Here is a 26,114-nt window from a genome sequence, read left to right on the forward strand (position 1 = left end):
CCAGTGAATGTTGATAGTCAAACGGATGAATTTCACCACGTCCAAACGGCGCATTGTGAGAATGGCGTAACAACGGCTTTGCTGCGTTACCACGGACTGGATTTCATGACCGAGCCACTTGCGTTCGGAATGGGTTCAGGTCTTTTTTACATACAAATCCCTTTTTTAACTGTTAATAACGGTCCGGCAATCTCGTTCAGGACCATGCCGGGGGCCATTTTTAAGCGTACCTGCAAGTCGCTCGGTGTGGACGTAACCAGGAAGAAATTCTCGAATCAGCTTGCGGCTGAGTCCTTTTTAGATCAGAAGGTAAGAGAAGGAGTACCTGTGGGGTGCCAGGTTGGTGTATTCCACCTGACCTACTTCCCCAAGGAGTACCGCTTTCATTTCAATGCACACAATCTGATTGTTTTTGGTGAAGAAAATGGCCGGTACCTGATCAGTGATCCGGTTATGGAGGATGTAACCTCACTTTCGCGGGAAGAACTTACAAGAGTCCGCTTCGCACAGGGGCCACTTGCGCCGAAGGGACATATTTACTTTCCCGAAAGTGTAAAGCCTATTTCTGACGATATGATCAGGAAAGGGGTCGCAAAAGGTATCCGCCGCAATGTACGGGATATGCTGCGTATCCCAGGCAACTTCGCTGGTGTAGACGGTATCAGGCATACTTCCAATCACATTCGTAAGTGGCGCGACAAGCTCGGGCTGCGAAAAGCAAGCTTGTACCTGGGGCAGATCGTTCGGATGCAGGAGGAAATCGGGACAGGCGGCGGCGGTTTTCGCTTTTTGTACGGTGCATTCCTGGAAGAAGCCTCTGCTTACATGCAGGACGACAGGCTTTCTCAGGTTTCCGAGGATTTTACGAAAGCAGGAGATTTGTGGCGGGCGAGTGCTATCAAAATGGCGGGGGTGTATAAAGGAAGACTAACCGAACAAAAAGATTTCAATGAAATCGCCGATATGCTGTTGAATATACGCTCGGTAGAAAAAGAAGCTTTCGAAAAGCTTTCCAGACTTAACCTAGGAAAGTAAATTATGGCAGAAGTTTCAAATCCGGTATGCATTCAAATCAAGCACGTTTCAAAAAAATACAAATCTGCGCAGGAAAATAGCCTCACCGATGTTTCACTAAACATTACCCGATCAGATGTTTTTGGTCTGCTGGGCCCAAATGGCGCGGGAAAAACTACATTGATTTCCATTCTATGCGGAATAATCCCGCCCACCGAAGGAGAAGTAGCATTTATTATTGACGGGAAAGTACTGTCTCTGATTGAGCGCAAAAGCAGGATCGGGTTTGTGCCGCAGGAATACGCATTTTACCAGGAACTCAGCCCACGCCAGAACCTCGACTACTTCGGGGCTATGTATAACATTCCCAAAAACGATCTGCTTGAAAGAAGAGAGCATCTGTTAAACGTACTTGGCCTCTCCAAGTCCGGCGACGACAAGGTTGAAACGTTTTCCGGCGGTATGAAGCGGCGGGTGAACCTGGCAATTGGGATTATTCACGAGCCGGATATTCTTTTCCTGGACGAACCGACTGTGGGGGTGGATGTGCAAAGCCGCAATGCGATTATCCGCTATTTGCAATCCATCAATGAGGCAGGTACCACGATTATTTACACTTCTCACCACATGTCGGAAGCTGAGGAATTTTGTAAGAACATCGCATTGATCGATCATGGTAAGGTTATTGCTGAAGGCGAAATACAGGCTTTGAAAACGCAGCACGGCGTTCCTAACCTGCAATCACTGTTTATCAATCTGACCGGCGAAGCGTACAGGGACTAGGATGTTCAAGATATTTTCCTCACTTCGAAAAGAATTCCTACTGCTTATTAATGATAAGACCGGTCTCGCGCTGCTCTTTTTGATGCCGCTGCTTCTCGTTTTTATCATCACCATTATTCAGGACAGTGCCTACAAAATGGTCAATGAGAACCAGATCGCATTGTTAGTTGTAAATAAAGATGCGGGAAAGGAAGGTGGAAAGCTGGTGGATGCATTGACCAAGTCGGGCCTTTTCAAGATTGACTCGCAAGATCAGATCGAGCAAAATGCATTGAAATCGGAGCTGCTGGCGCGGGGCAAGCTGATCGCACTTTTTATTCCCAAAACATTTTCGGCCGGACTGGAAAGTAATGCAGAGGATGTCAGTAACATACTCATGCAGGATCTGGGATTGGAAACTGATTCTGCTGCAAAGGAAAAGGTGGACATGCCGAGACTCTCATTTTACCACGATCCGGTTTTGCAGGAAAATTACAGCCAGTCGGTAGTGGGGGTTATTCAGTCGTATATGGGTATGATTGAAAATTCGCTGATGATCGACAGAATGTACGCAAGTATGGAGTTGGGTGATAAATCAGCAGTTCTGAAGCAAAAAATGATTTCCAACCGAGTCAGGATCGATCCGGTGGTAGCCAGCAACAATAATTCGACAGTTCTGCCTAATTCGACACAGCATAATGTGCCAGCCTGGACCATATTTGCAATGTTTTTTATGGTAGTTTCCCTGGGCAGCAACATTGTCAAGGAGCGGATAAACGGGAGCTTTTTAAGATTAAAAACGATGCCCACCACATTCATGCTTGTGATGTTCAGTAAGATGGCAATTTATGTGATGGTAGCAGTAGTACAGGTCGCACTCACTTTTTCAATGGGGATTTGGGTACTGCCACAGCTTGGTTTACCGCAACTTACCGTGCCTGAAAGTCTGATCGCACTCCTCGCGGTTACCTTCGTGAGTAGCATGGCGGCAGTAAGCTATGCATTGATGATCGGTTCCTTTGCGAAAACCGAGCAGCAGGCCAACGGTTTTGGTGCCATTTCCATTATTATTTTCGGCGCAATCGGCGGAATTCTGGTACCTACATTCGTAATGCCCGCATTTATGCAGACAGCCAGTAATTTTTCTCCATTGCATTGGTGCCTCGAAGGATTTTATGTTTTGTTCCTGAAAGGCGGAAGCTGGCGGGAACTCGGACTCGTTTTTTCTTTTTTAGGTATTTTTATACTGATTTGTCAGCTAGCGACATATTTTAAACTCAGGATCGAAAGAATTCTTTAAGTTTGGCTAGCGTAGCAGCGCATTTAACTATTAATATGGACATAGAAAGCTTGAAGCCCATTTTGAAGGGCCAGATTGTACAGTATCTGAATTTATTAGACGTTAACCCTCAGGATATCAGAGATGATGAGCCACTTTTTGGTGGAGATCTCGGCCTTGACTCCATTGATTCTTTGGAATTGGTAGTACTTCTTGAAAGAGAATACGGAATTAAGATCAACAACCCGGCTGAGGGAAGAAAAATACTTGTTGATGTAAACCGAATGGCGGAATATATTCTTGCCAATACGAAAACTGCCTGATATGAGGAAAGTGCTGGTTACCGGAATGGGGGTTATTTCAGCGATAGGAGAGAACCTGCATGAAAATCATCAAAGCCTGCGTTCTGGTATCACCGGAATTGGCAAAGCTGCCCGCTTCGAATCACAATATGCTGCATTGTTGCCTTTTGGTGAGTGCAAAACAAGCAACGAATCTTTAAAAGCAATGCTCGGGCTTGAAAACAGCCTGGGATATACACGTACCTGCCTGCTTGCCAGCAAAGCATTTGACGAAGCCGTAAAGGATGCAGGATTAACTCCACAAGAACTCTCAGACTTTGCCACTGCATTCATCTCAGCCAGTACAGTAGGAGGAATGTGCCTGACCGATCAGCTTTATGATGATGCCAACCTGAGATCCAGCGGCTCACAGTATCTGGACGCTTACAGTTGCGCCGCACACACGCTCAAAATTATAGATCATTACAAAATCAGAGGATTTACGGATACGATTAATACAGCCTGCTCTTCCTCTGCCAATGCAATTATGCTGGGCGCGAGGCTGATACGCTCGGGCCGCGCGACGCGCGTGATTGTCGGCGGCGTAGATAGCCTTGCCAAATACACCGTTAATGGATTTAACGCATTAAAAATCCTCTCCGAATCTGCGTGCAAGCCTTTTGACGAAAATCGGGACGGTCTGAACCTGGGGGAAGGAGCTGCTTACCTGGTGCTTGAATCCGAAGAGGGTGCGGCCGGTAAAAAAGTTTATGCCGAAGTGGCGGGTTATGGCAATGCAAATGACGCGCACCATCCTTCTGCGATGTCTGATGAAGCAACTGGCGCAATCCGCTGCATGCGCGAAGCAGTCGAATCGGCGGGGATTACATTTGATCAGATCAATTATGTAAATGCGCATGGTACCGGCACGAGGAACAACGATGAGGTTGAGCTTTTTGGTCTCAACCAATTGTTTGATCAAATTCCACCTTACAGCTCGACCAAATCTTTTACGGGACATACCCTTGGCGCAGCGGGCGCGCTGGAAGCAATTTTCAGTGTCCTGAGTATCGTGCACTCCGAGCTTTATCCAAGTCTGAGTATTGAGGTTCCGGTTGCTACTTACGATCGTATTCCGGTGCTGCGCTTTGAAGAAGGGCAGCAGATCAACTACGTGCTTTCCAATTCTTTCGGCTTTGGCGGGAATTGTACTTCGCTGGTTTTTGGAAGCGTGAATTAATGCGCTTCCATGAGAGCTGTCAGTATCTTTTGGGCTGCTACTGAAATGATGGTTCCGGGTCCAAATACTCCTTTTACTCCTGCATCATACAAAAACTGGTAATCCTGCGCAGGTATAACTCCGCCAGCTATCACCATAATGTCCGGGCGACCGATGGTTTTCAAAGCCTCGATCAGTTCCGGGATCAATGTTTTATGTCCGGCCGCGAGACTCGACGCGCCGATTACGTGTACATCGTTTTCTGCCGCCTGCATTGCTACTTCCTGCGGAGTTTGGAAAAGCGGCCCGATATCCACGTCGAAACCAAGGTCGGCGAAGCTCGTTGCAATCACCTTAGCCCCTCTGTCGTGACCATCCTGTCCCATTTTTGCTACCAGGATCCGCGGCCGGCGACCCTCCATTTCAGCAAACTGATCAGAAAGCTGCCGGGCGAGCCGGAAATTTTCATCATCGGAAACTTCTGCACGGTACACACCCGAGATAGATCGGATGGTGGATTTGTATCTTCCAAAATGGTTTTCCATTGCTTCTGAAATTTCGCCCAATGTTGCTCTTTTGCGCGCTGCATTAATCGCCAGCGCCAGTAAGTTGGAGCTCATATCTTTTCCCCCTGGCTGTGCGCAGGCCATTGTAATCGATTTCAATGCAGCCTGAACTTCTTCCTGGTTCCGGCTATTGCGAAGTTGGTTCAATGCATTGATCTGTGCCTCTCTTACAGCCTGGTTATCTATTTCCAGCAGCTCCATACCATGCTGCTCTGTTGACTTGAATTTGTTCACCCCAACAATGATATCCTTGCCCGAATCAATGCGCGCCTGTTTTCTGGCGGCTGCTTCTTCAATCCGCATTTTCGGAAGTCCGGTTTCGATTGCGCGTGTCATGCCGCCAATTGCCTCCACTTCCTCAATCAACTGCCACGCTTTCTCAAGCAGCTCACCAGTTAGATATTCCATGTAGTAGGAGCCGCCCCACGGATCTACAAACTTGCAGATATCTGTTTCATATTGAATAAAAAGCTGGGTATTACGCGCAATCCTGGCAGAAAAATCCGTCGGGAGCGCCATTGCTTCGTCGAGTGAATTGGTATGTAGCGACTGTGTGTGCCCCATTACTGCGGCCATCGCTTCAATGGTTGTGCGGGTCACATTGTTAAATGGGTCCTGCTCGGTAAGACTGTACCCGCTCGTCTGGCAATGCGTGCGAAGCGCCATTGATTTCTCTTTCCCAGGGTTAAATTGCTTTACAATTTTAGACCACAACAACCTCCCCGCCCGCATTTTGGCAATCTCCATAAAATGGTTCATTCCGATTCCCCAGAAGAATGATAGACGCGGTGCGAAATCGTCGACCGGAATGCCGGCGGCGATACCTGTTCTGATGTATTCAAGTCCGTCTGCGAGCGTGTATGCGAGTTCAAGGTGCGCAGGTGCACCTGCTTCGTGCATATGGTAGCCGCTGATGCTGATGGAGTTGAACTTCGGCATAAACTGCGAGGAGTACGCAAAAATATCCCCGACAATCCGCATCGATGCAGCAGGTGGATAGATGTAGGTATTGCGGACCATGAACTCTTTTAAAATATCATTCTGAATCGTACCCGAGAGCATTTCCGGCGAAACGCCCTGCTCTTCGGCTGCAGCAATGAAAAACGCCATAATGGGAATAACGGCGCCATTCATTGTCATTGAAACAGACATTTGGTTCAGCGGAATCTGATCAAAGAGCGCCTTCATATCTTCGACCGAATCAATGGCGACGCCCGCCTTCCCCACATCACCTGTCACCCTGGGATGGTCTGAATCGTAGCCCCGGTGTGTGGCGAGGTCAAATGCAACTGACAATCCCTTCTGGCCGGCAGCCAAATTGCGTCTGTAAAATGCATTGGACTCTGCCGCGGTGGAAAAGCCTGCATACTGGCGGATCGTCCACGGGCGGTCGAGGTACATGCTGGCGTACGGGCCGCGCAGAAATGGCGCATTACCCGCACCGAAATGCAGGTGACCAGCCGACGCAGTATCTTCTCCGGTGAAGTAAGGCGCAAGCCGGATTCCCTCCCGGGTAATACCTGTTTTATCCTGCAATGCTGCCGGAGCTACTTCGCCTAGGTCTTGATCCGAAATTTTTCTAAAATCAGGTTTCATAAGGTTTTCCGGTGATTTTGGAACATCTCAGACAAGGAAGTGTCACGTAGCAGGCGCAGTTTCGCTGAATTACTACCGGGTATTTCTGCAACAGCAACAGGGTTTGATTCCGGTTCTGTAAAACGATTTACACCGATCATCACTCCACCATTTTCCAGCATATCCAGTTTTTGTCTGGCCGAATCTTGTAGTAAATCCTGAATGTAACGTTCCTGAAAACATTGTATCAATCCTCCTTTCTCTTCCATTTCGATGAAAAGAGCCCAGGCAGCATCTGACAATCTGATGGACATTTGTTCAATTGCATAAGCACCTCCTGCTGGGTCGGCTACTGCATTGTAGCCACTTTCATAGGAAAGAATTGACGAAACATTTCGGGCAATCCGCGACGAAAGTCCGGGTTCTTCCATAAGGTGACTTTCAAATCCTTCAACAGTCAATGCATCGCAGCCACCAATCACCGCGCTCATTGCCTCGCTGCCTGCACGTATGATATTGGTGTAGCTGGCGGCGGTAGAGTGGTAAAAAGAGGATGTTTTTGCGTGTATAAGCGGCTTTGTTTTGTTAAAAGGCAACTCGTAAGCAGTGGCAACTTTCTGAAGCAAATGTCGCAAAGCTCTTAGTTTGGCTATTTCTGATAAGTACTGTGTACCTGTTGAAATGGAAAAGAAAACACTATTGAAAGCCTTCAATACTGGAATACCAGCTTCTGTAAGCAGGTCCATATAAGTGACCAGCGCCCCGATCGAAAATGCAAGTTCCTGTACAGGGTTCGCTCCATTATTGTGATAAATGTGCGATTCGACCATTAACGGTCGGAATTGGCCTTCTTCTTTTTTACAAAAAGCAATCACCGTGTCCACCGCTTCTGCCCAGTCCAATCCTGTACGCATCCAGTTTGCAACGGGATCGTGGGCGACGCCTCCTTTGATGAGGTAACCTGTTTGATTCGATATAGCGTTAAAAAGGAATGTTACTGGCTGGTTTGTTTGAAAGTAAACCGGATTATCATTCAGCTTGGCGTTATGCAGCAGTCGGGCTATTTCGGCGGTATCTGGTTGTGCTTTTTGAAAGTCTATAATTACACCGTCAGCGCCCTGGCTTAAAGCTTCTCTGACACTCGTATTCGTTTCTGTTGGGCTGGTAAGTTTCAGGCGCGGGAGATTGAGCCAGCCGGGAACCAGCTTTTGGCAGTTTCGCATTTGTCTGACCTGCTCTGGGTTCAGGGTATCCGCTGTTGCGTATGCATTTGTAGATACGCCAGGCGCGGGCGACCAGCAATGCAATGCATTAAATTTCGCACCGAGCTCTGACTCAGCTTGCTTTGCCCAGGCATCGTAGCCGGTTGGTTCAAATTCTGAAAAAAGTGAAGCTGAATTCATCGTGCAACCGGAATGAAGAGAAAAACGGACCAGGGCAAAACTAAACAATTGAGCCAATATTTTGTGCCTCAAACACCTACGGAATTAAGCACGCGCAGCGCCGATTTTAAATGCGATGTTTTTATCCATTGACTTGGAGTTCGGTCATATTGATACTAAATTGAACCCTGGACCAATCTTGACAGATCAGGTATTTTTATATCTTTGCCGTCCCTTAAACAAGAACATCTGAGTTTTGGTTAGTTACACATTGGAAAGAGTAAAAGCAAATACAGAAGTAGACCATGTCTGGGATGCCTGCCTGAGAATTGTTCAGCAGCATGTTCCGGAGGAAAGTTTCAAGACGTGGTTCGAGCCTATCCGACCACTGCGGCTGTATGGAAAAGTACTTACGATCCAGGTTCCGAGCCAGTTTTTTTACGAATGGCTGGAAGATAACTACGTCAATTTGCTCAGAAAAGCTCTTGATTATGCGATCGGGCGCGATGGAATGCTTGAATATTCCATTATTGTAGATAAAGGAAATGAAAAGCATCAGCCGCTGACAATGAATGTGTCGACGCCCAAGTCGCCTAACTATTCGAAGCCGGATAACTTTGTTACAGATCCTCGGCTAGGCTCTAACCATAAGGAAAAAGACCAGGATTCAATGAACCTGGATACTTACCTCAACCCGAATTATTCATTCGACAACTTCATTGAAGGAGATTGTAACCGCCTCGCGCGGTCGGCAGGATTCGCTGTGGCGCAACGTCCCGGACTGACCTCTTTCAATCCATTGATGATGTACGGAGGTGTGGGGCTTGGTAAAACACATTTGGTACAGGCAATCGGAAACTACATCATGAACCACTATGAAAATAAGCTGGTGCTGTATGTTTCTTCTGAAAAGTTTACCAATCAATTTATCAACTCCATCAAAAACAATACGTTGCAGGACTTTACGGACTTTTATATGAAAGTCGATGTACTAGCGATTGACGACGTGCAGTTTTTGTCGGGTAAAGAAAAGACGCAGGATACCTTCTTCCATATATTTAACCACCTGCACCAGCTCGGCAAGCAGATCATTATGACAAGTGACCGCCCGCCGAGGGAATTGCAAGGGTTGCAGGACCGTTTGCTTTCTCGTTTCAAATGGGGATTAACAGCAGATTTGCAGGCACCGGATTACGAGACACGTATTGCCATTATTCAGAAAAAAATACAGTCGGAAGGAATTTACATTGACTATGATGTGATTGAATACATTGCACATAGCGTGAATTCCAATGTAAGGGAGCTGGAAGGTGTGATCGTGTCGTTAATGGCGCAGGCATCACTTACAAGACGCGAGATAGATGTGGAACTTGCCAAGAATACGCTCAAAAATATCGTAATGAATGAGAGCAAGGAAGTTACCATCGATACAATTCAGGAAGTAATCGCCGATTTTTTCCAGGTTACGATCGCAGACCTCAAAAGCAAGAGCAGGAAGAAGGAAGTTGTTTATCCGCGCCAGCTCGCGATGTTTCTTGCCAAAGAGTATACCGACCTCCCATTGAAATCCATTGGTTACCATTTTGGCGGCCGTGATCACTCTACGGTTATCCATTCTATTCAAAGTATTAACCTGCTGATGGACGAAACGCCGGACGTGGAAGAAACTTTACAGAAGCTTCGCAGTTACTTTAAGTAGAAGTTGACGTCTAAAGGACAAGTGTTTCATTTGATCCTGTCCCGATGTCACCCATCCTACTTACCCGCTCCCAAATTGACGATGCCGCCTGGAATGCGTTAGTTCAGGATTCTCCGCAATGCGTCATTTACGCGTTTACCTACTATCTCGATATCGTTTGCGTTGATTGGAAGGCGCTGGTTTATTCCGCCGGCGCAGGATACCAGGTTGTTATGCCGCTTCCTGTCAGGAAAAGCTTTGGCTTCGAGCTGGTTTATCAACCTCTTTTTTGCCAGTATCTGGGTCTTTTTTCACGCGGACAAATTACCGGCGAACAAGCTGCGCTGTTTCTGAAAGCACTGTCGCGGCATTACAGCTACATTTCAGCTTACCATTTCAATCCTGATAATGATCGGTTATTGGATGGATTAAACAAGAGCTTTCCTGAATTTCAAACCAATACATATGTTACGCATTGGCTTGATCTCACTCAAACATACTGCGAGCTCAGTGCCGGCTTTAATAAGGACCGGCGGAAGAATCTCAGAAAAGCCGAGGCAGCGCGGTGGGAATTGGTGGCAAGCACCAATATTCATCCACTTATCTATCTTTTTGTATCCAATCACTCCCGAAAAATTCCGGGGGGAGTGAATCCGAATGCTTTTAACGTGTTGGAAGCATTGCATTATACATTTAATACACGAGCGCAGGCCGAAGTTTGGTACGCGGCCAAATCAGGCAGAATACATGCAGGTATCCTGCTTATCAGGAGTGGCGGGAAGGTGATTTACCTTTTTAATGCGGCTGATGATACGGGAAGGAGGGAGAATGCAAGAACTTTTCTGCTTGATCAATATTTCCGGGAATTTTGCACGAATGCGCAGATCTTCGATTTTGAAAGTCCGCGGGTTAAGTCCATTTCAGACTTCTACAAAAGTTTAGGCGGCGAGGCTGTACCTTTTCCCGGTATACGTAAAAACCGACTGCCATTTCCGCTGCGGCAAATACAGGAATGGAGAATCAACGGCCTCAAAACCAGTTGATCTCCTGTTTAAGTCCTTTATACGATTTCAAGTCCATTTCCAGCGAACCGATCCGGAGCTCTACCTCGGCTTTCAGCGGCACTTTATTAACATCATCTGTTACCCAGAGGCGCATTGCACCTTCATCTTTGAAGAATTTATTGGTCGGGATCAGCGGATTGATCCGTAATGCTCTTGCCTTGCCAAACTTGGTTTTTATAACTTCTTTGCCCACATATCTTACCCGCAATTTGTAAACTTCGCCATCGAAAAAGGTAGGGACTTCTATAATATCTCCCTCATTAACCTTATCGAAATTGATCGTGCGCAGGAAATAATAGCCGCTGATAATGTCGTGAATGTTGTTCGGCACATTGAACGTCTTTGTCTCGTCCTTGGCGGTGGCAATAGCCTGGTCACGATTGTGGTTGAAAATGATCTTTTCTTCCTTGCGATATTTGTTCTCCTGAATCTGCCGCTCAAACATTTGCGGGAGAATGGCAGTTGTGTCGATGTAAGAACGCCAGGTGTCGCGGACTTTCGAAATCAGGTCGAACGCTCCCACTGTACGCCCGGTCACATTTACACGGTAACAGGGCCGGCTGTTGATCATGGAAATGTTCTTTCCGATCTCCACTTTCGCTTCCGCTGCATTGATGAAGCCATAATGCACGCGGTACTCAACCCGCTCGCCGGCTCCGAAACTCTTGTTTGCTACTACGCGCAAATCTGCGGCTTTATCTTCCAGTTGCCTGAAAGAAAGGAATAGTAACATTGTCAAAATGGCTAATAGATAACTGGCTCTTCTCATTTTACAGCGATTACATAGAGGGGTATGTTTTCTTCAGGTGTTCCAGATACAGTCTCAAATCACTCCTGAACTCATTTTTAAACTCCTGCAAAAACACATTTTGCTTCGATTTATAGGTTAGGTAACTGATAAAATAGGCATTGTTCGGAATCTGATCGTCTGCAAGGCGCTTTTTGTTTGTTAACGCTTGCGAGCCCGACAGAAGTGTATCGGCATCTTCCACAATCTGCACGATCAATGCTTTTTTCAAAGAATCCTTTCGCTTGTCCGGTTTCTGATTTCCGTCAAATGTGTTATAAAGTTCATTCAATTTCATAGCTCCACGCAGCATATGTGCCGAATAAGCCTCATTGTACTTTCTGGAAAATTCGTAATTACGAAGCTCGGCAGATTCAGGACCGTACTTGTATTTCAAAAAACGGATCGCCCCCTGGTCGCCTACGAAACTTGCCAGATTTTCATTGAGTTCCAGATTACTTTTAACAAAAAGTGTACCATGTGTCAGTTCGTGCAGGATCAGGTTCGCCAGGCTGCCGGGTTTGCGTTTGAGCATGCTGGAAAGAATCGGGTCTTTGAGATACCCTAGTGTCGACCAGGCGGACACTTCGCCAATGTCCGTATCCAGTCCTTTTGCAATAAGCGCCTGCTCTTCCGTTACTGCTCTTGTAGAGTCAAAATAGCCTTTGTATGGAAATGTACCAACGATGGGAAAATGCCACAGATGTGGCGCTATCCTGTATCTTTCAGAAGCTGTAATCAGCCAGATTAGCGGCCGGCCGTGTTGATCGTAAAATGTAGTATAGTTTTTGGAAGGGTTCAGTCCCAGTGAGTCGGTACCAAATTTCTTTATTTCCTGAATAAGTCTGATCTGAGCTTTCAGGGAGTCAGGAAAGGTGGGATCTGCCATTACTTCTTCCACATCCTGCACATGCATCAGAATGCCGATCTGTCCTTTTGCCTGCAGGAAACCATATCCGATCACATCCCGGTAAATAATCCCAAAAACCAGAATAACCAGGCTAAGGAGCAAAAGTATTTTTTTGAAAACGGATAAGCTATTCACTCTGAGCGCTAAAAGGTACCGGTGGCAAATCTATGTAAAAATGACCACTCCGAGTGGTGAATGCTGTATAATTGAGGAAAAGGAATTTGTATGCAATGGATAGCCGCATAGTAACCGGTCGGTGATTATGGCGATAATATAAGCTGGCATTGATATATTTGTTCTTACATCCATTTTCCATGAAAGTAAAATTACTCAGGTCCCTCACGATCGGCTATTTACTGGTTCCGAACCTGCTCTATTATTTCTTTTGGACGAAAACCGCAATTGCGGCCGTCTGGATTCTCTTACTTCTGGCTGCATTTGCAACTGTGCTTACTTCGGGTAACTTCAATTCGGATGCACGCGCGTCGCTGACTGCCAAAGATCTGGGTGTCTTAATTGCAGTTGCATTGCTGATCACCTTCGTCTCCGGCGCGGCAGGATTGTCTTACCAAACCTTCGACTACTGGTGCCATAACACTAAATTTTACGAACTCTTCAAATACGACTGGCCGATCCGCATTCCGCAGGACGGGCCGGTGATTTCCTACTATTACGGCTACTATGTCGTGCCTGCGTTGATCTTTAAATGGTTGGGCGGCATTAATGAGGCTGTTATTTTCATCTGGACGGCAATTGGCTTCTTCCTGGGGCTCGCGTGGGTATACCTGGCTTTGAACAAGAGCATCATTTTCACATTGCTCGCCACTGCTGTGGGCGACACGCCGCACGTGATCAAGACTGTTTTCTACAAATTCACGCACATGTGGTACCAAATGGGAGATTTCGGTCTTGAATCGTGGTCAAACTTCGAAAACTTGCTTTGGGTACCCAACCAGGTGATTCCGACCCTGATGATCGGCGGCATGTTTGTGTATCTGCTTAAAAACAAGCTTGACGTTGAGCACATTGTACTGCCGGTCGCGCTCACCTTCTGGTGGGCGGTTTTCCCGGCTTTCACGGGCGGACTGTTGGTGGCTATTGTGATTGTTCGCAAATGGCTCCTCGCAGGTCTGAGGCTTGACTGGGGGCTGGTGTCCAAGCATGTTGTATTGCCATTTTTGTGCTGTTTGCCAATGCTGGTGTTCCTGACCTCACATGAAGAGCCGCCTATTTCGGGATTTATCTGGCAGTTTCCGGACAGTATGCCAAGTAGAGTGATAGAGTACATTGTGAACATCGGTATCAATCTGGTACTCTTCTTCTTCTGTTATCGTTACTTCAGCTCACGGCAAACTTCGCCAATGGATTCGTTTCCATTCTACGTGATCCTGTTCTTCTTTATGGTATTCCCTATTTACCGGGTAGGCAAGGTGAATGATTTCCTGTTCCGTGGATTGATGCCGTACCTGATTATCATAGGTATTTACGTGTTTTATCCGTTTACGACTGGGTCTTGGCAGGACTCCTGGCGGATGATGCGCAAATCGCTTTTGAAGCTTGCCTTTATTGCTGTTATGGCCTCGTGCTCATTCATTGCAATTGGCCGGGTCGTGCGTTCATTGCGGGTTAATGTAATAACGAAGCATTATTTCCCAGATCGCGTTGTTTTTGATCCTATTCCTTATGATGCTTACCCGAATATCTATGAAGTGCTGCGAGACAAATGGTCGCAGCGAGAGGCAGATCAGTACCTAGGTAAAAAGGACTCGTTTTACGAATTGAAAATGGCTCCGGCAAATCCCGCTGATAATTGAAATGATCCGCTTGAACACTCAGGTTGTACACCCATTTTTATAAAATGTCAAAACTGGAATTTGAAGCCATTTTCTTGAATTAACCGCATAAAGCGGGTTGGAATTATTACAAATTTTTGGTATTTTTACATGAAAGACAACCCCTTTTTGATTGCGGTTTTTGGAATTCAAGAACCTGCGGTTTTTACACAAACTAAATTCTGTTTACCATTTTATGGCACAACCAAACACAACAGATAAGGACAACAAATTAAAAGCGTTACAGACCACGCTGGAAAAGCTTGATAAAGCTTATGGTAAAGGCACAGTGATGCGCCTGAGCGACAGCAAGGTTTTAGATATTCCTGTAATCTCAACCGGTTCCCTCGGACTTGACCTGGCGCTTGGCGTTGGCGGCGTTCCCCGTGGCCGTGTCGTGGAGATTTACGGACCTGAATCGTCCGGTAAAACCACGCTGTCAATGCATTGCATTGCAGAAGCTCAGAAGAAAGGCGGACTGGCTGCTTTTATAGATGCTGAGCACGCTTTTGACCGTTCTTATGCTGAAAAATTAGGAATAGATACAAGTAACCTGCTGATCTCACAGCCTGACAGCGGCGAGCAGGCACTTGAAATTGCCGAGCACCTGATCAGTAGCGGCGCAGTAGATATCATTGTAATTGACTCTGTTGCCGCATTGGTTCCACGCGCTGAGCTGGAAGGTGAAATGGGCGACAGTAAAATGGGTCTGCAGGCAAGGTTAATGTCGCAGGCACTTCGTAAGCTGACCGGAGTTATCAATAAAACTGGCTGCTGCTGTATATTCATTAACCAGTTGAGAGAGAAGATCGGTGTAATGTTCGGTAACCCCGAAACAACTACCGGTGGTAATGCACTTAAATATTACGCTTCGGTACGTCTGGATATCCGTCGTGTTGGCCAGATCAAAGAAAGTGCTGATGCGATCCTGGGTAACCGTACACGGGTTAAAGTGGTAAAAAACAAAGTTGCACCTCCATTCAAGGTTGTTGAATTCGATATCATGTATGGCGAAGGTATTTCCAAAGTAGGAGAGGTGATTGACCTTGCCGTGGAGCTTGACATTGTGAAGAAAGCCGGATCCTGGTTCAGCTATGACGGCAACCGGTTAGGACAAGGTAGAGATGCGGTTAAGTCGCTCTTGAAAGACAATCCTGAATTGCTGGAAGAACTCGAATCGAAAGTGCGCGGGAAAGTAAATAACGATCCCGATTCTTTGATCGATACCAGTGAGCCAAATGTCGTTGACGACGGAGCTCCGCTATAAGTCTCTAAATGCTGACTAAATAAAAAATGCCCTGTTTTTAGCAGGGCATTTTTGTTATAACTTACTTCAATCGAATCAGAAAGGTTTCCGGTCGTCGTCATCTTCGTCGAAATCGTAGTCCTCATCCTCAGGACCGGAGAACATACTGCTTACCAAATCCTGGAATTTCATACCCTGATCAAGTGACTGCTTGCCGATCAGCGAGAATTCAGCCATACCGTGCAATGCGAATTCCATCATAAACAGCTTTTCCTCCGCACTTGAATATGCACTCAGCATATCAACGAAATCATCCAGTCCGTCAATGGTTTTGAGCCTTGCAATGTACTCCCGGTCGGTCATATCGCCCGGCATTTCCATTTCATTGCCGGAACCGAACCACTCAATTACTTTCGCATACGGATTGATTTTGCTCTTCTTGGTTTTCTCAGGATCCGGGAAGAAGTTCAGGAACTGCGTCCGAATTGCTTTTCCAATCAGGTTTTGAGCTACGATCACCGGCCCTTCCACCTCGCCTTCATAAACCAGCTCAACCTTCCCGCAGATTGCCGAAACAACTCCATACAAGTCTGAAATGCGTACATAAGTCGAAGTTTCACCATTGATCAATGCACGTCGCTCGGCCGTACTCAACAGGCTTTCATAAGCAGAGATCGTCAGACGAGCCGAAACGCCACTTTTACTATCAACATACTCACTTTCACGTGCTTCGAATGCGATTTGCTCGATCAGCGTTTTAGCCAGCTCGTTAATTTGTACCAGAGTCTTTTGCTCTTCCTTCACAACCGCTTCCTGCTCGGTAATTCTCTTGCCGGTTTCAATGGTTTTGGGATAGTGCGTGACAATCTGGCTTTCAATGCGGTCTTTCAAGGGAGTTACGATGCTACCGCGGTTGGTGTAATCCTCCGGGTTAGCCGTAAATACAAATTGAATATCGAGCGGTAGACGCAGTTTAAAACCACGGATCTGAATATCACCCTCCTGCAAAATATTAAACAATGCAACCTGAATACGCGCCTGCAAGTCGGGCAACTCATTGATCACGAAAATCCCCCTGTGAGAGCGTGGGATCAAACCAAAATGGATCACGCGCTCGTCAGAATAAGGCAATTTTAATGTCGCCGCTTTGATCGGGTCCACATCGCCGATCAAATCCGCTACCGAAACATCGGGTGTAGCCAGTTTTTCAGTATATCGATCGCTTCTGTGAAGCCATTCTATTTCGGTATGGTCACCATGCTCCGCAATCAAATCTTTGGAATGGCGGCTCAGTGGCGCAAAAGGATCGTCGTGCAGGTCGGAACCTTTGACAAAGGGGATAAACTCATCGAGCAAATCGACCATCATACGCGCAATACGCGTTTTAGCCTGCCCCCTCAAACCCAAGAAGTTGATGTTATGCATCGAGAGAATGGCCCGTTCCACATCGGGAATCACCGTTTCTTCATAACCCCAGATCCCCGGGAAAATATGTTCTTTATTTCTGATTTTCGCAATCAGATTATCTCTTAACTCCTGCTTAATGGAACGTGATTGATAACCTGCTTTTTTAAGTTCTCCGAGCGTTTGAATGCCCAGACGTTCTGAACTGGTAAGCTGTGAGTAATTCATGTATGAGAATCTAAGTTAGCGCGCATAGGCAACCGAACGCATTTCGCGGATCACAGTGATCTTGATTTGTCCGGGGTACTGCATTTCTTTTTCAATTTTTTGAGATATATCAAATGACAGCATTCCTGCTTTTTCATCGGATACATTTTCTGCGTCGATAATTACCCTCAGCTCTCGACCAGCCTGGATTGCATAGCATTTTTCGACTCCGTCAAATGACAACGCCATATTTTCCAAATCGCGCAGACGCTGGATGTAAGACTCCATCATTTCGCGGCGCGCACCCGGGCGGGAGCCTGAAATGGCGTCACAAACCTGGATAATCGGGGATAAAATGCTGGTCATCTCGATCTCATCGTGGTGAGCGCCGATCGCATTGCACACCTCTGGATTTTCCTTGTATTTCTTAGCAAGCTCCATTCCCAGGATTGCGTGCGGCAGATCTGATTCTTCCGGCCACACTTTTCCGATATCGTGGAGTAGTCCGGCACGTTTGGCCAGCTTCGTATTCAGTCCGAGTTCCGATGCCATTGTCGCACAAAGTTTTGCTACTTCACGAGAGTGTTGCAGCAGGTTCTGGCCGTAAGAAGAGCGGAAACGCATTCTTCCGATCATTTTCACCAGCTCAGGGTGCAAGCCGTGGATACCCATATCAATGACGGTACGCTCCCCGATTTCCACGATCTCGTCGTCGATGTTTTTGCGTGTTTTGGCTACTACTTCTTCAATTCTGGCCGGGTGAATCCTTCCGTCCTGAACAAGTCTGTGTAGTGATAGTCTTGCTATTTCTCTCCGTACAGGATCAAAGCCGGAGATAACAATTGCTTCCGGTGTATCATCCACAATGATTTCAACACCTGTTGCCGCTTCCAGAGCGCGGATGTTGCGTCCTTCGCGACCAATGATTTTTCCTTTGATATCGTCATTTTCGATATTGAAAACAGACACGCAGTTTTCGATGGCGTGCTCGGCAGCAGTTCTCTGAATGGTTTCAATGACAATTTTCTTGGCCTCCTTGGTAGCAGTAAGCCTGGCTTCTTCCATTGCGCTTTTCACGTAAGATCCGGCGCGGGTGTCTGCTTCTGCTTTGAGTGCATCGATGAGTTGTTCGCGGGCCTGTTCTGCGGTAAGATTTGCGATTTTTTCCAGCTGTGCTACTTGTTGCTGCAGCGACTTTTCAGCTTCTTCCTTGCGTTTAGTCGCGGTTTCCAGCTGCTGGTTCAAGTTATTTTTAAGCGCTTCCAGTTCATTCTCGCGGCGTTTGTTCTGCTCGATAGACTGGTTCAGGCTTTGTTCGCGCTGTTTGAGTTTCTGTTCGTTGCTTTGAAGAATGCTCCGTTTTTTATTGGCATCTTCTTCAAATTCTGATTTCAAGCGCAGGTACTTTTCTTTTGCTTCCAGGATGCGGTCCTTTTTAATATTCTCGGCAGCACTTTCTGCATTTCTGAGAATCTCGGCCGCTCTTTCCTGAGCTTCCTTTTCCTTCTGATCAAATGACCGCTGGAAAATATACTTACCTGCGAAAATACCCACGCCGACCGCAATAATGTCGGACAGGACTACGATGAAAAACAAAGAATTTGACATTTCAATAAAGGTTTTATATATAGTTGGTTTTACCGACTACACCAATGCTAAAATGCCGAAAGTGAAGGAGTTAAAAGAAATATCAGAAGATTATCAAATAAAAGGTCTGTTGTATAGTGGTTAGCTCTCGATGGCGCCGGATATTACTTCATCCAGCTTTTCAACTCTGTTCTTAAAAGCCAGAACCAGATCATCCATTTGCTCCTGGTTCCGCTGCAATGCCACCAGGCATTCGATAGAAGTCAGCGCGATGGCCTCAATATCTCCGTATACTTTTCCTCTTAATTTATGCTGTTGCACGCGATGCAAGAACACCTCATACCCATCCCTATAGAATTTCTCCTGATCCGCCGGAACGCTCAGTTTGAAACCTCTGTCCAGCAGTTTTATAAAGACAGAAACGTCTGGATTAGGTATGCTATTTTTTTTCATAAGGTCTCTTCAAGCAATTCTATGCACTTATCAATCTCCTGGATATATCTTTCAACTGATTCTTTCAGCTCGGCAATTCCGCTTGTTGGTGTCAGTTTACTAGTGACAATTTTAGCGAAAGTTTTGGACTTATTAAAGTCTTTTTCCAAACTCCCGCTTTTTTTCTTCAATTCCCTGGCGTCCTCTTTTAGTTTAATATTGGCCTGCCGGAGCTCCGCATTTTCACGCTGAAGCTCCGCAATTGTCCAGCTCATTTTCTCTTTTGTATTGATCAGAAATTCGAGTTTTCTCTCAAGATCAGACAGTTTGTGTTCGATTATGCGCTCGATGCTTCTTTCCATTGTCCAGCCTGTTGAATGTTGATCAACACAATTTTAAAACTGATTTACTTCCTGATCACGGCTTCAAATTCCTTTTCATAAGCTGCGATCAAACGCTGCATCGACTTGTCGATTACCTTATCTGTCAATGTCTGCTGGTCGTCCTGAAGAATGAAGCTAATGGAATAGGATTTTTTCCCTTCCAGGTTTGCGCCTTCGTATACATCAAACACATTCACGGCGCGGAGCAGCTGTCGCTCGGTTCGGTAGGCAAGCTGTTTAAGCTCTTCAAACGTGATTTTCTTGCCTACAACAAGCGAAAGGTCTCTCCGTACTTCGGGAAATTTGGAAACTTCCTTGTACTGAACCGCCGAATCGTACTGACGTAACAAGTATTCCCAATCAAAATCGGCAAAATATACAGGCACTTTGATATCAAGCTTTTTTGCAATAGCAGGTTGCAGCAATCCGAGGGTAGCCACAGATTTTTTGTTTACAAACAATGTAAGCCCGCTTTTGAAAATGGCTTTGTCAACTTCCTGTTTTTCGACTTCGCGAATCTTCATCGCGCTCAGTACCTGACTCGCAACGCCGGCCAGATCATGAAAAGTAACTTCACGAGACGTCTGGACCCAGCTTTCCTGCTGAATATTGCCCGTCAGAAAAACCGAAAGTCTTTCCTTTTCGATGTACTTCTCTCCTGACTTATGATAGGTTTTGCCAAATTCGAACAACTTCAGATCGCGTTGGCGGCGGTTGATATTATACCCAATCACTTCGAGTCCCGAGAAAAGAAGCGTTTGGCGCATGACAGATAAATCTTCGCTCAGGTAATTGAGGATTTGAACGGGCTCACCGAATAGACTTTCTCTCAAAGACTCCTGATACTCCGGTTTGGTCAGCGAGTTATTGATCATCTCGTTAAAACCATTTCCAGCCAACAGCTCAGAAATTCTCAATCGAAGCTTCTCAGGATCATTAACAGGGAAATCAGAAAGGAATTCAGAGCTCATGGCATCTGATAACTCCACTTGTCCGAACCCGTAAATGCGCAGGATTTCTTCGATCACGTCTGCTTCACGCTGCACATCGACGCGGTAAGGCGGAACAATGGCAGTGAATGTGCTTTCCGTTTCGTTTTCAATGGTAATGTCCAATGCGGCAAGAATGCGGCTGATCTCCGCTTTTTCCAGCTCTTTTCCAATCAGTCTGTTGATGTTGCGGTACTTCATTTCTACTTTGAAGTCGGCGACAGTCTCTGGATAAACATCGACGATTTCAGAAGATACCTCACCTCCCGCGATCTCCTGGATCAGCAATGCAGCCCGCTTCAATGCAAAAACAGGCATATTCGGGTCAGTACCTCGCTCGAAGCGGAAAGAAGAATCTGTTTTCAAGCTGAATCTCTGCGCTGTTTTTCGTACTGAGGCAGGGGAGAAGTAAGCTGATTCAAGGAAAATGGAAGTTGTTTCTGAGGAAACGCCCGAAGTAAGTCCGCCAAAAACACCGGCAATGCACATCGGCTCCGGCGTGGTACCATCGCCTGCATTGCAAACCATCAGGTCGGTTGCAGCGAGTTTTCTTTCAACACCATCAAGCGTGACAAACGGTGTTCCTTCTGCCAATGTGGTCACAATTACTTTGCCGCCTTTGATTTTATCGGCATCATAAGCATGCATGGGCTGTCCCAGCTCGTGGCACACGTAGTTTGTGATATCCACGATATTATTGATTGACCTGATGCCGATCGTCTGCAAACGTGTTTTCAGCCAATCGGGAGACTCTCCAACCTGAATGCCTGAGATAGTCAGTCCGGTAAACCGCGGCGCTGCTTCCTGGTTTCTGACTTCCACCGGAATGGATAAAGATTGATTTGCTACTGCAAAGTTTTCAACGGACGGAAGTTTGATAGACCTGTGTAAAACTGCTTTCAGGTCTCTTGCGACACCGTAATGCGAAGCCGCGTCAGCTCTGTTGGGTGTAAGTCCGATTTCAATCAGGTAATCGGAAGAAATGCCGAAGTATTCGCTGGCAGGCGTACCGTTTGGCAGGTCGGTGTCGAGCACCAGAATCCCGTCGTGAGAAGTGCCGGTACCCAGCTCATCTTCCGCGCAGATCATCCCTTCGGACAATGCGCCACGGATTTTTGATTTTTTTAAAACCAAAGGCTGCTCGCTGCCGGTTGGATAAAGTACTGCACCTACTGTGGCTACAATCACTTTTTGTCCAGCTGCCACATTCGGCGCGCCACATACAATGGATAATGGATTTTCACCACCCACATCAACAGTGGTAAGGCTCAGCCTGTCTGCTTCCGGGTGTTTCTCGCAAGTCAATACTTCTCCGACAACTACGCCCTGCAAGCCGCCTTTGATCGATTCAATCTCTTCTATTGCTTCAACTTCCAGCCCGGTGGCCGTAAGCAGTTTGCCGATTTCATCGGGAGTTTCACTAATTTCAATGAGGTCTTTCAGCCACTTATAAGAGATCTTCATGCGATTACTATAATGATAATAAAAGCGGTCATTTCGGTAGACCGCCTTTATGCAAAAATAATGATTTAGTTGGAACAGGTGCGCTCAAATGCATTGCTGCGCACTTTTAAGCGGATAAACTGCTATTCGTGAACCGAACTTTCGATGAGTTCTCCTGCCTCGATTGGTATAGTAAGCCTGTTTTCTGGGGGTGGAACCGGGCATGCATAAGTTTCCTGGTATACACAATAAGGATTATACGCCTTGTTGAAATCGAGCACAATGACGTTGTTTTTGACATTAGCCACAGGATAATCAATGTAGCGCCCGCCGCCGTAAGTTTGCTTTCCGCTGGTGGCATCCTGGAAAAGAACTGAGATAGTGCCGTCGTTTTCAAGTAGCAGCAGCTTCTGGTCTTCGCCCATGATTTTAAAGTTGGCATAACCATACTTCTGGTACTTTTCCGTTGTGCCGTCGGTATATTTTACCACCATTTCCCTATCATCATTCATATAAGGTGAAATCGTTGCCTGCACCCGGTAGGTAAGGTTTGGCTCGAAGTAATGCAATCCGTGGAAACCTGCTTTATTTGCAATGGGCGAATCTTCGGAAGTCCTGAACTGCTCGTCTTTTGCGGCTCTTTCTTCTGCGAGCTGCGTTTTGTATTGCTGGGGGTTCACTGCGGCCAGGGGATCGTTGCCGGCCGAGAAATTCTCGATCACGAAGTAGGCAAGAATTGCAACGACCATCGCAATTGTGCTGTAACGGATCAGCTTATTTTTAAACATAACTAAAACGGTAATGGTAAACGGTTTGCAAACTTACAGCTAATGTGAGCTCCGAAAAAGTCTCGGGAGTTTATTTACTTTTTTATGATATTTTTCAAATTTCGCATAAAGCTGGTTTGTGTTGTTGATTGAAATATACCTAAATTGACCTGGCAAATAATTAAAACCAATACCTGGCCCATCATATGTCATACACAAAGAGAGTACTCATTGCCGAAGACAGTTCAGTAATTCAAAATCTGGCAAGGAAAATACTGGAATTCCAACATTATGAAATCACGTCGGTGAAAAATGGAGAACAAGTATTGCAATTGCTTGAAAAAGAGGATTTCGATATCATTTTGCTGGATATCAATATGCCTGTGATGGATGGAATGGAGTGCGCGAGAAGTATCCGCAAATTGCCGAATGAGCAGAAAGCGAAGACGCCGATTGTGGCAATCACAGGAAATGCAAAGAATTATTCAGAAGAAGATTTCAAAGAAGCAGGATTTGACGATGCGCTCATGAAACCTTTAAATTTTGACCGCCTGGTTGAAGTGGTGGCGCATTTGACAGAATAAAAAGAATGAGGATCACATTTTTAGGGACCGGCACATCACAGGGAATACCAGTTATCGCCTGTGAATGTGCCGTTTGCCGTTCTAGTGACCAGCATAACAAACGTTTGCGGGCATCCGTGTTCATCGAAACCAGAGGAAAAGCGATGGTAATCGATACCGGCCCGGACTTTCGTCAGCAAATGCTGCGGGCGGATATCAAGCACCTGGATGCCGCAATTTTTACCCATCAGCACAAGGACCATACTGCCGGCCTTGACGATATTCGCGCATTTAACCACAAGCAGCAAAAGGATATGCCGCTTTACGGCAGGCTGGAAGTGCTCAACCAGATCCGGAACGAATTTGCCTACGCATTTTCAGAAACGAGATACCCCGGTGTACCGCATTTCGAAATGCATGCCATTGAAAACAAGCCTTTTGATGTTGCTGGTATCCGTGTAATCCCGATTGAGGTAATGCACCACAGGCTGCCAGTTTACGGATTTCGCTTCGGTGACTTCACGTACATTACCGACGCCAATTTCATCTCGGAAGCAGAACAGGAGAAGATAAAAGGTACGCAGGTGCTGGTACTCGACACTTTGCAAAAAGAACCTCACCTGTCTCATTTTACGCTATCACAGGCATTGGCGCTCATTGAAAAGCTGCAAGTGCCCCGCGCGTACCTGACCCACATCAGCCACAAGCTTGGTCTGCACGCCACGATTGAAAAAGAGCTTCCGGCGAATGTCCATCTGGCTTACGATGGGTTAGTCCTGGACCTGGAAGATTTCTGAAACTCCGAATTGATAGCTAAAAGCTGCCCATTTCGGAAACTGCCTGCATCAGCAGACCAGTAAGATAACCGCCGTAAGTTCCGATCCCATAGCCCAGAATAGCCAATAAAACACCTACCGGGGCGAGCGAAGGATGAAATGCGGCTGCCACGACGGAAGCCGAAGCCGAGCCGCCCACATTTGCCTGGCTACCTACTGCCAGGAAGAAGAATGGGATTTTCAGCCACTTACAAACCAGTATAAGGATAATACCGTGAACGGTTATCCAGATCAGCCCGATCGCAAATAGTCCGGGGTTATCCGCCACCGCACCGAGATCCATTTGCATACCGATCGTTGCGATGAGCACGTAAAGAAACACTGATCCGAGCTTCGACGCGCCTGCATGTTCCAGCTTCCGGACAGGAGTTGCCGAAAGCCCGATCCCGATTAAAGTTGCAATGCTGATTACCCAGAAGAAGTTAGAAGTCAGGCTGTATTTTGCGAGAGCCGGATAATTTGTGGCAAGAAAAGGAGTGATTACCTCGGCAAGAGCGTGCGAAATGCCCGTCGCTCCGAATCCAATAGCAGCGATCATCATATAGTCCTGCATTGCGGGAATGCGTTCGTTGACCTTGTTTTCTCTGTCCAGATGAACTTTGACGTCATCTACCATACGACCGTCAGCTCCCAGCCAGGTATCCAACCGGGCCGCCACACCGGCTCCGTATATCAAAGCGGCCATCCAAAGTTCAGCGATCAAAACATCCACTGCAACCATTTGAGAAAACAGTACATCGCTGGGCTGGAAAACTTCCCGCATAGCAGTTTGGTTGGCGCCTCCTCCGATCCAGCTTCCTGCGATCGTGGCAAGTCCCCGCCAAACCTCATTGTTGCCTTCTCCTGCGACTGTTCCCGGGCTGATGCTCCCGACGATCCACAGTGCCGCCGGACCGCCGATCATTATTCCTGCTGTACCTGCCAGCATCGCGATCAACGCCTTTGGGCCTAATTTTGCGAGCGATTTCCAGTCCATCCCCAGCGTGAAAAACACGAGACAGGCAGGGAGGAAGTATTTGGAAACGACCGGATAAAGCTGAGAACCCGCGCCATCCACAATGCCGAATGAATTTAAAAGGCCGGGAATAAAGTAGCATAGCAACAAAGGAGGGATAATGCTGTAAAATCGTTTCCAGACTCTGCTGTTGAGCGAAGCTGTCAGGAAAACAGCGCCCAGGATCAGCATCAGTATCCCAAGTACTACCGCGTCGTTTTTAATCATTAAAAGAGTAAGGTTCGGTCAGAGGGTAAAAATAGCTTTGTTTTCGATAACTCGGCTGCATTCGTGAAGAGAGCTTTCGTTTTCATTATCAGTTGCGCGTGCCGGCTTTTGCATAAATGTTTTTTTTAAAATAATTTACATACCTGTTGGCAGGCGAATGCTGACCTTATTGACTTACTATGGCGATCTATAATTTATCAGTAAACGGGAAGAAAGTAAAGGTTGATGTTGAACCGGATATGCCTTTGCTTTGGGTTGTTAGGGATTTTGTCGGGCTTAAAGGGACTAAGTTCGGATGCGGAATGGCGCAATGTGGTGCCTGTACGGTGCATTTAAATGGGACACCTGCCCGGTCTTGTCAGACGCCGGTGTCTGCTTTGGCCAAAACAGATAAGATTACGACGATCGAAGGAATTGGTGACGGCAAGTTGCACGCGATCCAGAAAGCCTGGATTGAAGAGCAGGTACCTCAATGCGGATACTGCCAGTCGGGCCAGATTATGTCTGCAGTTGCATTGTTAAAATCAAATCCGAAGCCAACTGACGCAGACATTGACGTGGCAATGAGCGGCAACCTTTGCCGCTGTGGTACTTACGACCGGATCCGCAAGGCAATCCACCGTGCGGCAGAAGAAGTAAAGGTCGCAGAAAGCGGCATTGGGAAGATGTAAGTCGCAATTCACAAA

General features: G+C 46.6%; 23 protein-coding genes. 12 read left to right on the top strand and 11 right to left on the bottom strand.

Annotated elements, in window-relative coordinates:
• Positions 1-3 precede the first annotated feature (3 nt).
• Genes darH through Q369_RS0109785 form a run of 5 tightly spaced genes read left to right on the top strand, consistent with a single transcriptional unit; the run spans position 4 to position 4,576 of the window.
• On the top strand, positions 4-1,035 hold the full coding sequence (gene darH / locus Q369_RS0109765; RefSeq protein WP_031527623.1) for a BtrH-related acyltransferase DarH: 1,032 nt from the start codon (positions 4-6) through the stop codon (positions 1,033-1,035).
• A gap of 3 nt (positions 1,036-1,038) precedes the next feature.
• Positions 1,039-1,797 carry an ABC transporter ATP-binding protein gene (locus tag Q369_RS0109770; protein ID WP_031527624.1) on the top strand — a complete coding sequence of 253 codons (759 nt, stop codon included), beginning with the start codon at positions 1,039-1,041 and terminating at the stop codon, positions 1,795-1,797.
• A gap of 1 nt (position 1,798) precedes the next feature.
• On the top strand, positions 1,799-3,076 hold the full coding sequence (locus tag Q369_RS0109775) for an ABC transporter permease (RefSeq protein WP_031527625.1): 1,278 nt from the start codon (positions 1,799-1,801) through the stop codon (positions 3,074-3,076).
• A gap of 35 nt (positions 3,077-3,111) precedes the next feature.
• A complete protein-coding gene (locus tag Q369_RS0109780; protein ID WP_031527626.1) occupies positions 3,112-3,378 on the top strand; it encodes a phosphopantetheine-binding protein in 267 nt (88 codons plus the stop codon).
• 1 nt (position 3,379) lies between these two features.
• Positions 3,380-4,576 (top strand): beta-ketoacyl-[acyl-carrier-protein] synthase family protein, encoded by a 1,197-nt coding sequence (locus tag Q369_RS0109785; protein WP_031527627.1) that lies wholly within the window; start codon positions 3,380-3,382, stop codon positions 4,574-4,576.
• Here the strand turns inward: Q369_RS0109785 and scpA are convergent.
• A complete protein-coding gene (gene scpA, locus Q369_RS0109790; protein ID WP_031527628.1) occupies positions 4,573-6,717 on the bottom strand; it encodes a methylmalonyl-CoA mutase in 2,145 nt (714 codons plus the stop codon). The genes Q369_RS0109785 and scpA overlap by 4 nt on opposite strands.
• On the bottom strand, positions 6,714-8,099 hold the full coding sequence (locus Q369_RS0109795; RefSeq protein ID WP_031527629.1) for a methylmalonyl-CoA mutase family protein: 1,386 nt from the start codon (positions 8,097-8,099) through the stop codon (positions 6,714-6,716). Before Q369_RS0109795 ends, scpA begins: the two co-directional genes overlap by 4 nt.
• A gap of 250 nt (positions 8,100-8,349) precedes the next feature.
• Between Q369_RS0109795 and dnaA the strand changes: the two genes are divergently transcribed.
• Positions 8,350-9,777 (top strand): chromosomal replication initiator protein DnaA, encoded by a 1,428-nt coding sequence (gene dnaA, locus Q369_RS0109800; protein ID WP_031527630.1) that lies wholly within the window; start codon positions 8,350-8,352, stop codon positions 9,775-9,777.
• Positions 9,778-9,821: 44 nt separating this feature from the next.
• Positions 9,822-10,799: a GNAT family N-acetyltransferase gene (locus Q369_RS0109805; RefSeq protein ID WP_031527631.1), complete on the top strand. Its 978-nt coding sequence runs from the start codon at positions 9,822-9,824 to the stop codon at positions 10,797-10,799.
• Here Q369_RS0109805 and Q369_RS0109810 read toward each other — a convergent pair.
• A complete protein-coding gene (locus Q369_RS0109810) occupies positions 10,786-11,553 on the bottom strand; it encodes a DUF3108 domain-containing protein (RefSeq protein WP_229206788.1) in 768 nt (255 codons plus the stop codon). The genes Q369_RS0109805 and Q369_RS0109810 overlap by 14 nt on opposite strands.
• Positions 11,554-11,599: 46 nt before the next feature.
• Complete coding sequence (locus tag Q369_RS0109815) at positions 11,600-12,619, bottom strand: aminopeptidase (protein ID WP_229206789.1); 1,020 nt, start codon at positions 12,617-12,619, stop codon at positions 11,600-11,602.
• A 212-nt stretch (positions 12,620-12,831) separates the two neighbouring features.
• On the opposite strand from Q369_RS0109815, the gene Q369_RS0109820 reads away from it, so the two are divergent.
• A complete protein-coding gene (locus Q369_RS0109820) occupies positions 12,832-14,331 on the top strand; it encodes a hypothetical protein (RefSeq protein WP_031527634.1) in 1,500 nt (499 codons plus the stop codon).
• A 214-nt stretch (positions 14,332-14,545) separates the two neighbouring features.
• Positions 14,546-15,616: a recombinase RecA gene (recA, locus tag Q369_RS0109825; protein WP_031527635.1), complete on the top strand. Its 1,071-nt coding sequence runs from the start codon at positions 14,546-14,548 to the stop codon at positions 15,614-15,616.
• 75 nt (positions 15,617-15,691) lie between these two features.
• Here recA and Q369_RS0109830 read toward each other — a convergent pair whose 3' ends face one another.
• The 6 genes from Q369_RS0109830 to Q369_RS0109855 form a co-directional block, all read right to left on the bottom strand.
• The gene (locus Q369_RS0109830; RefSeq protein WP_031527636.1) at positions 15,692-17,227 is read right to left on the bottom strand and encodes a magnesium chelatase ATPase subunit I; all 1,536 of its coding nucleotides are present in this window, start codon (positions 17,225-17,227) and stop codon (positions 15,692-15,694) included.
• A 15-nt stretch (positions 17,228-17,242) separates the two neighbouring features.
• Positions 17,243-18,814 carry a ribonuclease Y gene (gene rny, locus Q369_RS0109835; protein WP_031527637.1) on the bottom strand — a complete coding sequence of 524 codons (1,572 nt, stop codon included), beginning with the start codon at positions 18,812-18,814 and terminating at the stop codon, positions 17,243-17,245.
• A gap of 120 nt (positions 18,815-18,934) precedes the next feature.
• Positions 18,935-19,246 carry a cell division protein ZapA gene (zapA, locus tag Q369_RS0109840; RefSeq protein WP_031527638.1) on the bottom strand — a complete coding sequence of 104 codons (312 nt, stop codon included), beginning with the start codon at positions 19,244-19,246 and terminating at the stop codon, positions 18,935-18,937.
• Positions 19,243-19,587, bottom strand: coding sequence for a hypothetical protein (locus tag Q369_RS0109845; RefSeq protein WP_031527639.1), 345 nt, complete (start codon positions 19,585-19,587; stop codon positions 19,243-19,245). Before Q369_RS0109845 ends, zapA begins: the two co-directional genes overlap by 4 nt.
• 44 nt (positions 19,588-19,631) lie before the next feature.
• Positions 19,632-22,061, bottom strand: a complete 2,430-nt coding sequence (gene pheT / locus Q369_RS0109850) for a phenylalanine--tRNA ligase subunit beta (protein WP_031527640.1) — start codon at positions 22,059-22,061, stop codon at positions 19,632-19,634.
• Between the two features lie 122 nt (positions 22,062-22,183).
• Positions 22,184-22,828, bottom strand: a complete 645-nt coding sequence (locus Q369_RS0109855; RefSeq protein WP_031527641.1) for a DUF1684 domain-containing protein — start codon at positions 22,826-22,828, stop codon at positions 22,184-22,186.
• Between the two features lie 185 nt (positions 22,829-23,013).
• On the opposite strand from Q369_RS0109855, the gene Q369_RS0109860 reads away from it, so the two are divergent.
• Both Q369_RS0109860 and Q369_RS0109865 read left to right on the top strand, forming a co-directional pair.
• The gene (locus tag Q369_RS0109860) at positions 23,014-23,391 is read left to right on the top strand and encodes a response regulator (protein ID WP_031527642.1); all 378 of its coding nucleotides are present in this window, start codon (positions 23,014-23,016) and stop codon (positions 23,389-23,391) included.
• Between the two features lie 5 nt (positions 23,392-23,396).
• The gene (locus Q369_RS0109865; RefSeq protein ID WP_031527643.1) at positions 23,397-24,167 is read left to right on the top strand and encodes an MBL fold metallo-hydrolase; all 771 of its coding nucleotides are present in this window, start codon (positions 23,397-23,399) and stop codon (positions 24,165-24,167) included.
• Positions 24,168-24,183: 16 nt separating this feature from the next.
• Here the strand turns inward: Q369_RS0109865 and Q369_RS0109870 are convergent, their stop codons facing one another.
• On the bottom strand, positions 24,184-25,428 hold the full coding sequence (locus tag Q369_RS0109870) for a DUF819 family protein (protein WP_031527644.1): 1,245 nt from the start codon (positions 25,426-25,428) through the stop codon (positions 24,184-24,186).
• A gap of 179 nt (positions 25,429-25,607) precedes the next feature.
• On the opposite strand from Q369_RS0109870, the gene Q369_RS0109875 reads away from it, so the two are divergent.
• A complete protein-coding gene (locus Q369_RS0109875; protein WP_031527645.1) occupies positions 25,608-26,099 on the top strand; it encodes a (2Fe-2S)-binding protein in 492 nt (163 codons plus the stop codon).
• The last annotated feature ends 15 nt before the right edge of the window (positions 26,100-26,114 follow it).

Source organism: Dyadobacter crusticola DSM 16708 (assembly GCF_000701505.1).
In the GTDB taxonomy this organism is placed as follows: Bacteria; Bacteroidota; Bacteroidia; order Cytophagales; family Spirosomataceae; genus Dyadobacter; species Dyadobacter crusticola.

Coding starts and splice junctions, on each gene's coding strand:
- Q369_RS0109770 (WP_031527624.1), top strand. CDS start 1,039: ATGGCAGAAGTTTCAAATCCGGTATGCATTCAAATCAAGCACGTTTCA.
- Q369_RS0109775 (WP_031527625.1), top strand. CDS start 1,799: ATGTTCAAGATATTTTCCTCACTTCGAAAAGAATTCCTACTGCTTATT.
- Q369_RS0109780 (WP_031527626.1), top strand. CDS start 3,112: ATGGACATAGAAAGCTTGAAGCCCATTTTGAAGGGCCAGATTGTACAG.
- Q369_RS0109785 (WP_031527627.1), top strand. CDS start 3,380: ATGAGGAAAGTGCTGGTTACCGGAATGGGGGTTATTTCAGCGATAGGA.
- scpA (WP_031527628.1), bottom strand. CDS start 6,717: ATGAAACCTGATTTTAGAAAAATTTCGGATCAAGACCTAGGCGAAGTA.
- Q369_RS0109795 (WP_031527629.1), bottom strand. CDS start 8,099: ATGAATTCAGCTTCACTTTTTTCAGAATTTGAACCAACCGGCTACGAT.
- Q369_RS0109805 (WP_031527631.1), top strand. CDS start 9,822: ATGTCACCCATCCTACTTACCCGCTCCCAAATTGACGATGCCGCCTGG.
- Q369_RS0109810 (WP_229206788.1), bottom strand. CDS start 11,553: ATGTTACTATTCCTTTCTTTCAGGCAACTGGAAGATAAAGCCGCAGAT.
- Q369_RS0109820 (WP_031527634.1), top strand. CDS start 12,832: ATGAAAGTAAAATTACTCAGGTCCCTCACGATCGGCTATTTACTGGTT.
- recA (WP_031527635.1), top strand. CDS start 14,546: ATGGCACAACCAAACACAACAGATAAGGACAACAAATTAAAAGCGTTA.
- Q369_RS0109830 (WP_031527636.1), bottom strand. CDS start 17,227: ATGAATTACTCACAGCTTACCAGTTCAGAACGTCTGGGCATTCAAACG.
- rny (WP_031527637.1), bottom strand. CDS start 18,814: ATGTCAAATTCTTTGTTTTTCATCGTAGTCCTGTCCGACATTATTGCG.
- zapA (WP_031527638.1), bottom strand. CDS start 19,246: ATGAAAAAAAATAGCATACCTAATCCAGACGTTTCTGTCTTTATAAAA.
- Q369_RS0109845 (WP_031527639.1), bottom strand. CDS start 19,587: ATGGAAAGAAGCATCGAGCGCATAATCGAACACAAACTGTCTGATCTT.
- pheT (WP_031527640.1), bottom strand. CDS start 22,061: ATGAAGATCTCTTATAAGTGGCTGAAAGACCTCATTGAAATTAGTGAA.
- Q369_RS0109855 (WP_031527641.1), bottom strand. CDS start 22,828: ATGTTTAAAAATAAGCTGATCCGTTACAGCACAATTGCGATGGTCGTT.
- Q369_RS0109860 (WP_031527642.1), top strand. CDS start 23,014: ATGTCATACACAAAGAGAGTACTCATTGCCGAAGACAGTTCAGTAATT.
- Q369_RS0109865 (WP_031527643.1), top strand. CDS start 23,397: ATGAGGATCACATTTTTAGGGACCGGCACATCACAGGGAATACCAGTT.
- Q369_RS0109870 (WP_031527644.1), bottom strand. CDS start 25,428: ATGATTAAAAACGACGCGGTAGTACTTGGGATACTGATGCTGATCCTG.
- Q369_RS0109875 (WP_031527645.1), top strand. CDS start 25,608: ATGGCGATCTATAATTTATCAGTAAACGGGAAGAAAGTAAAGGTTGAT.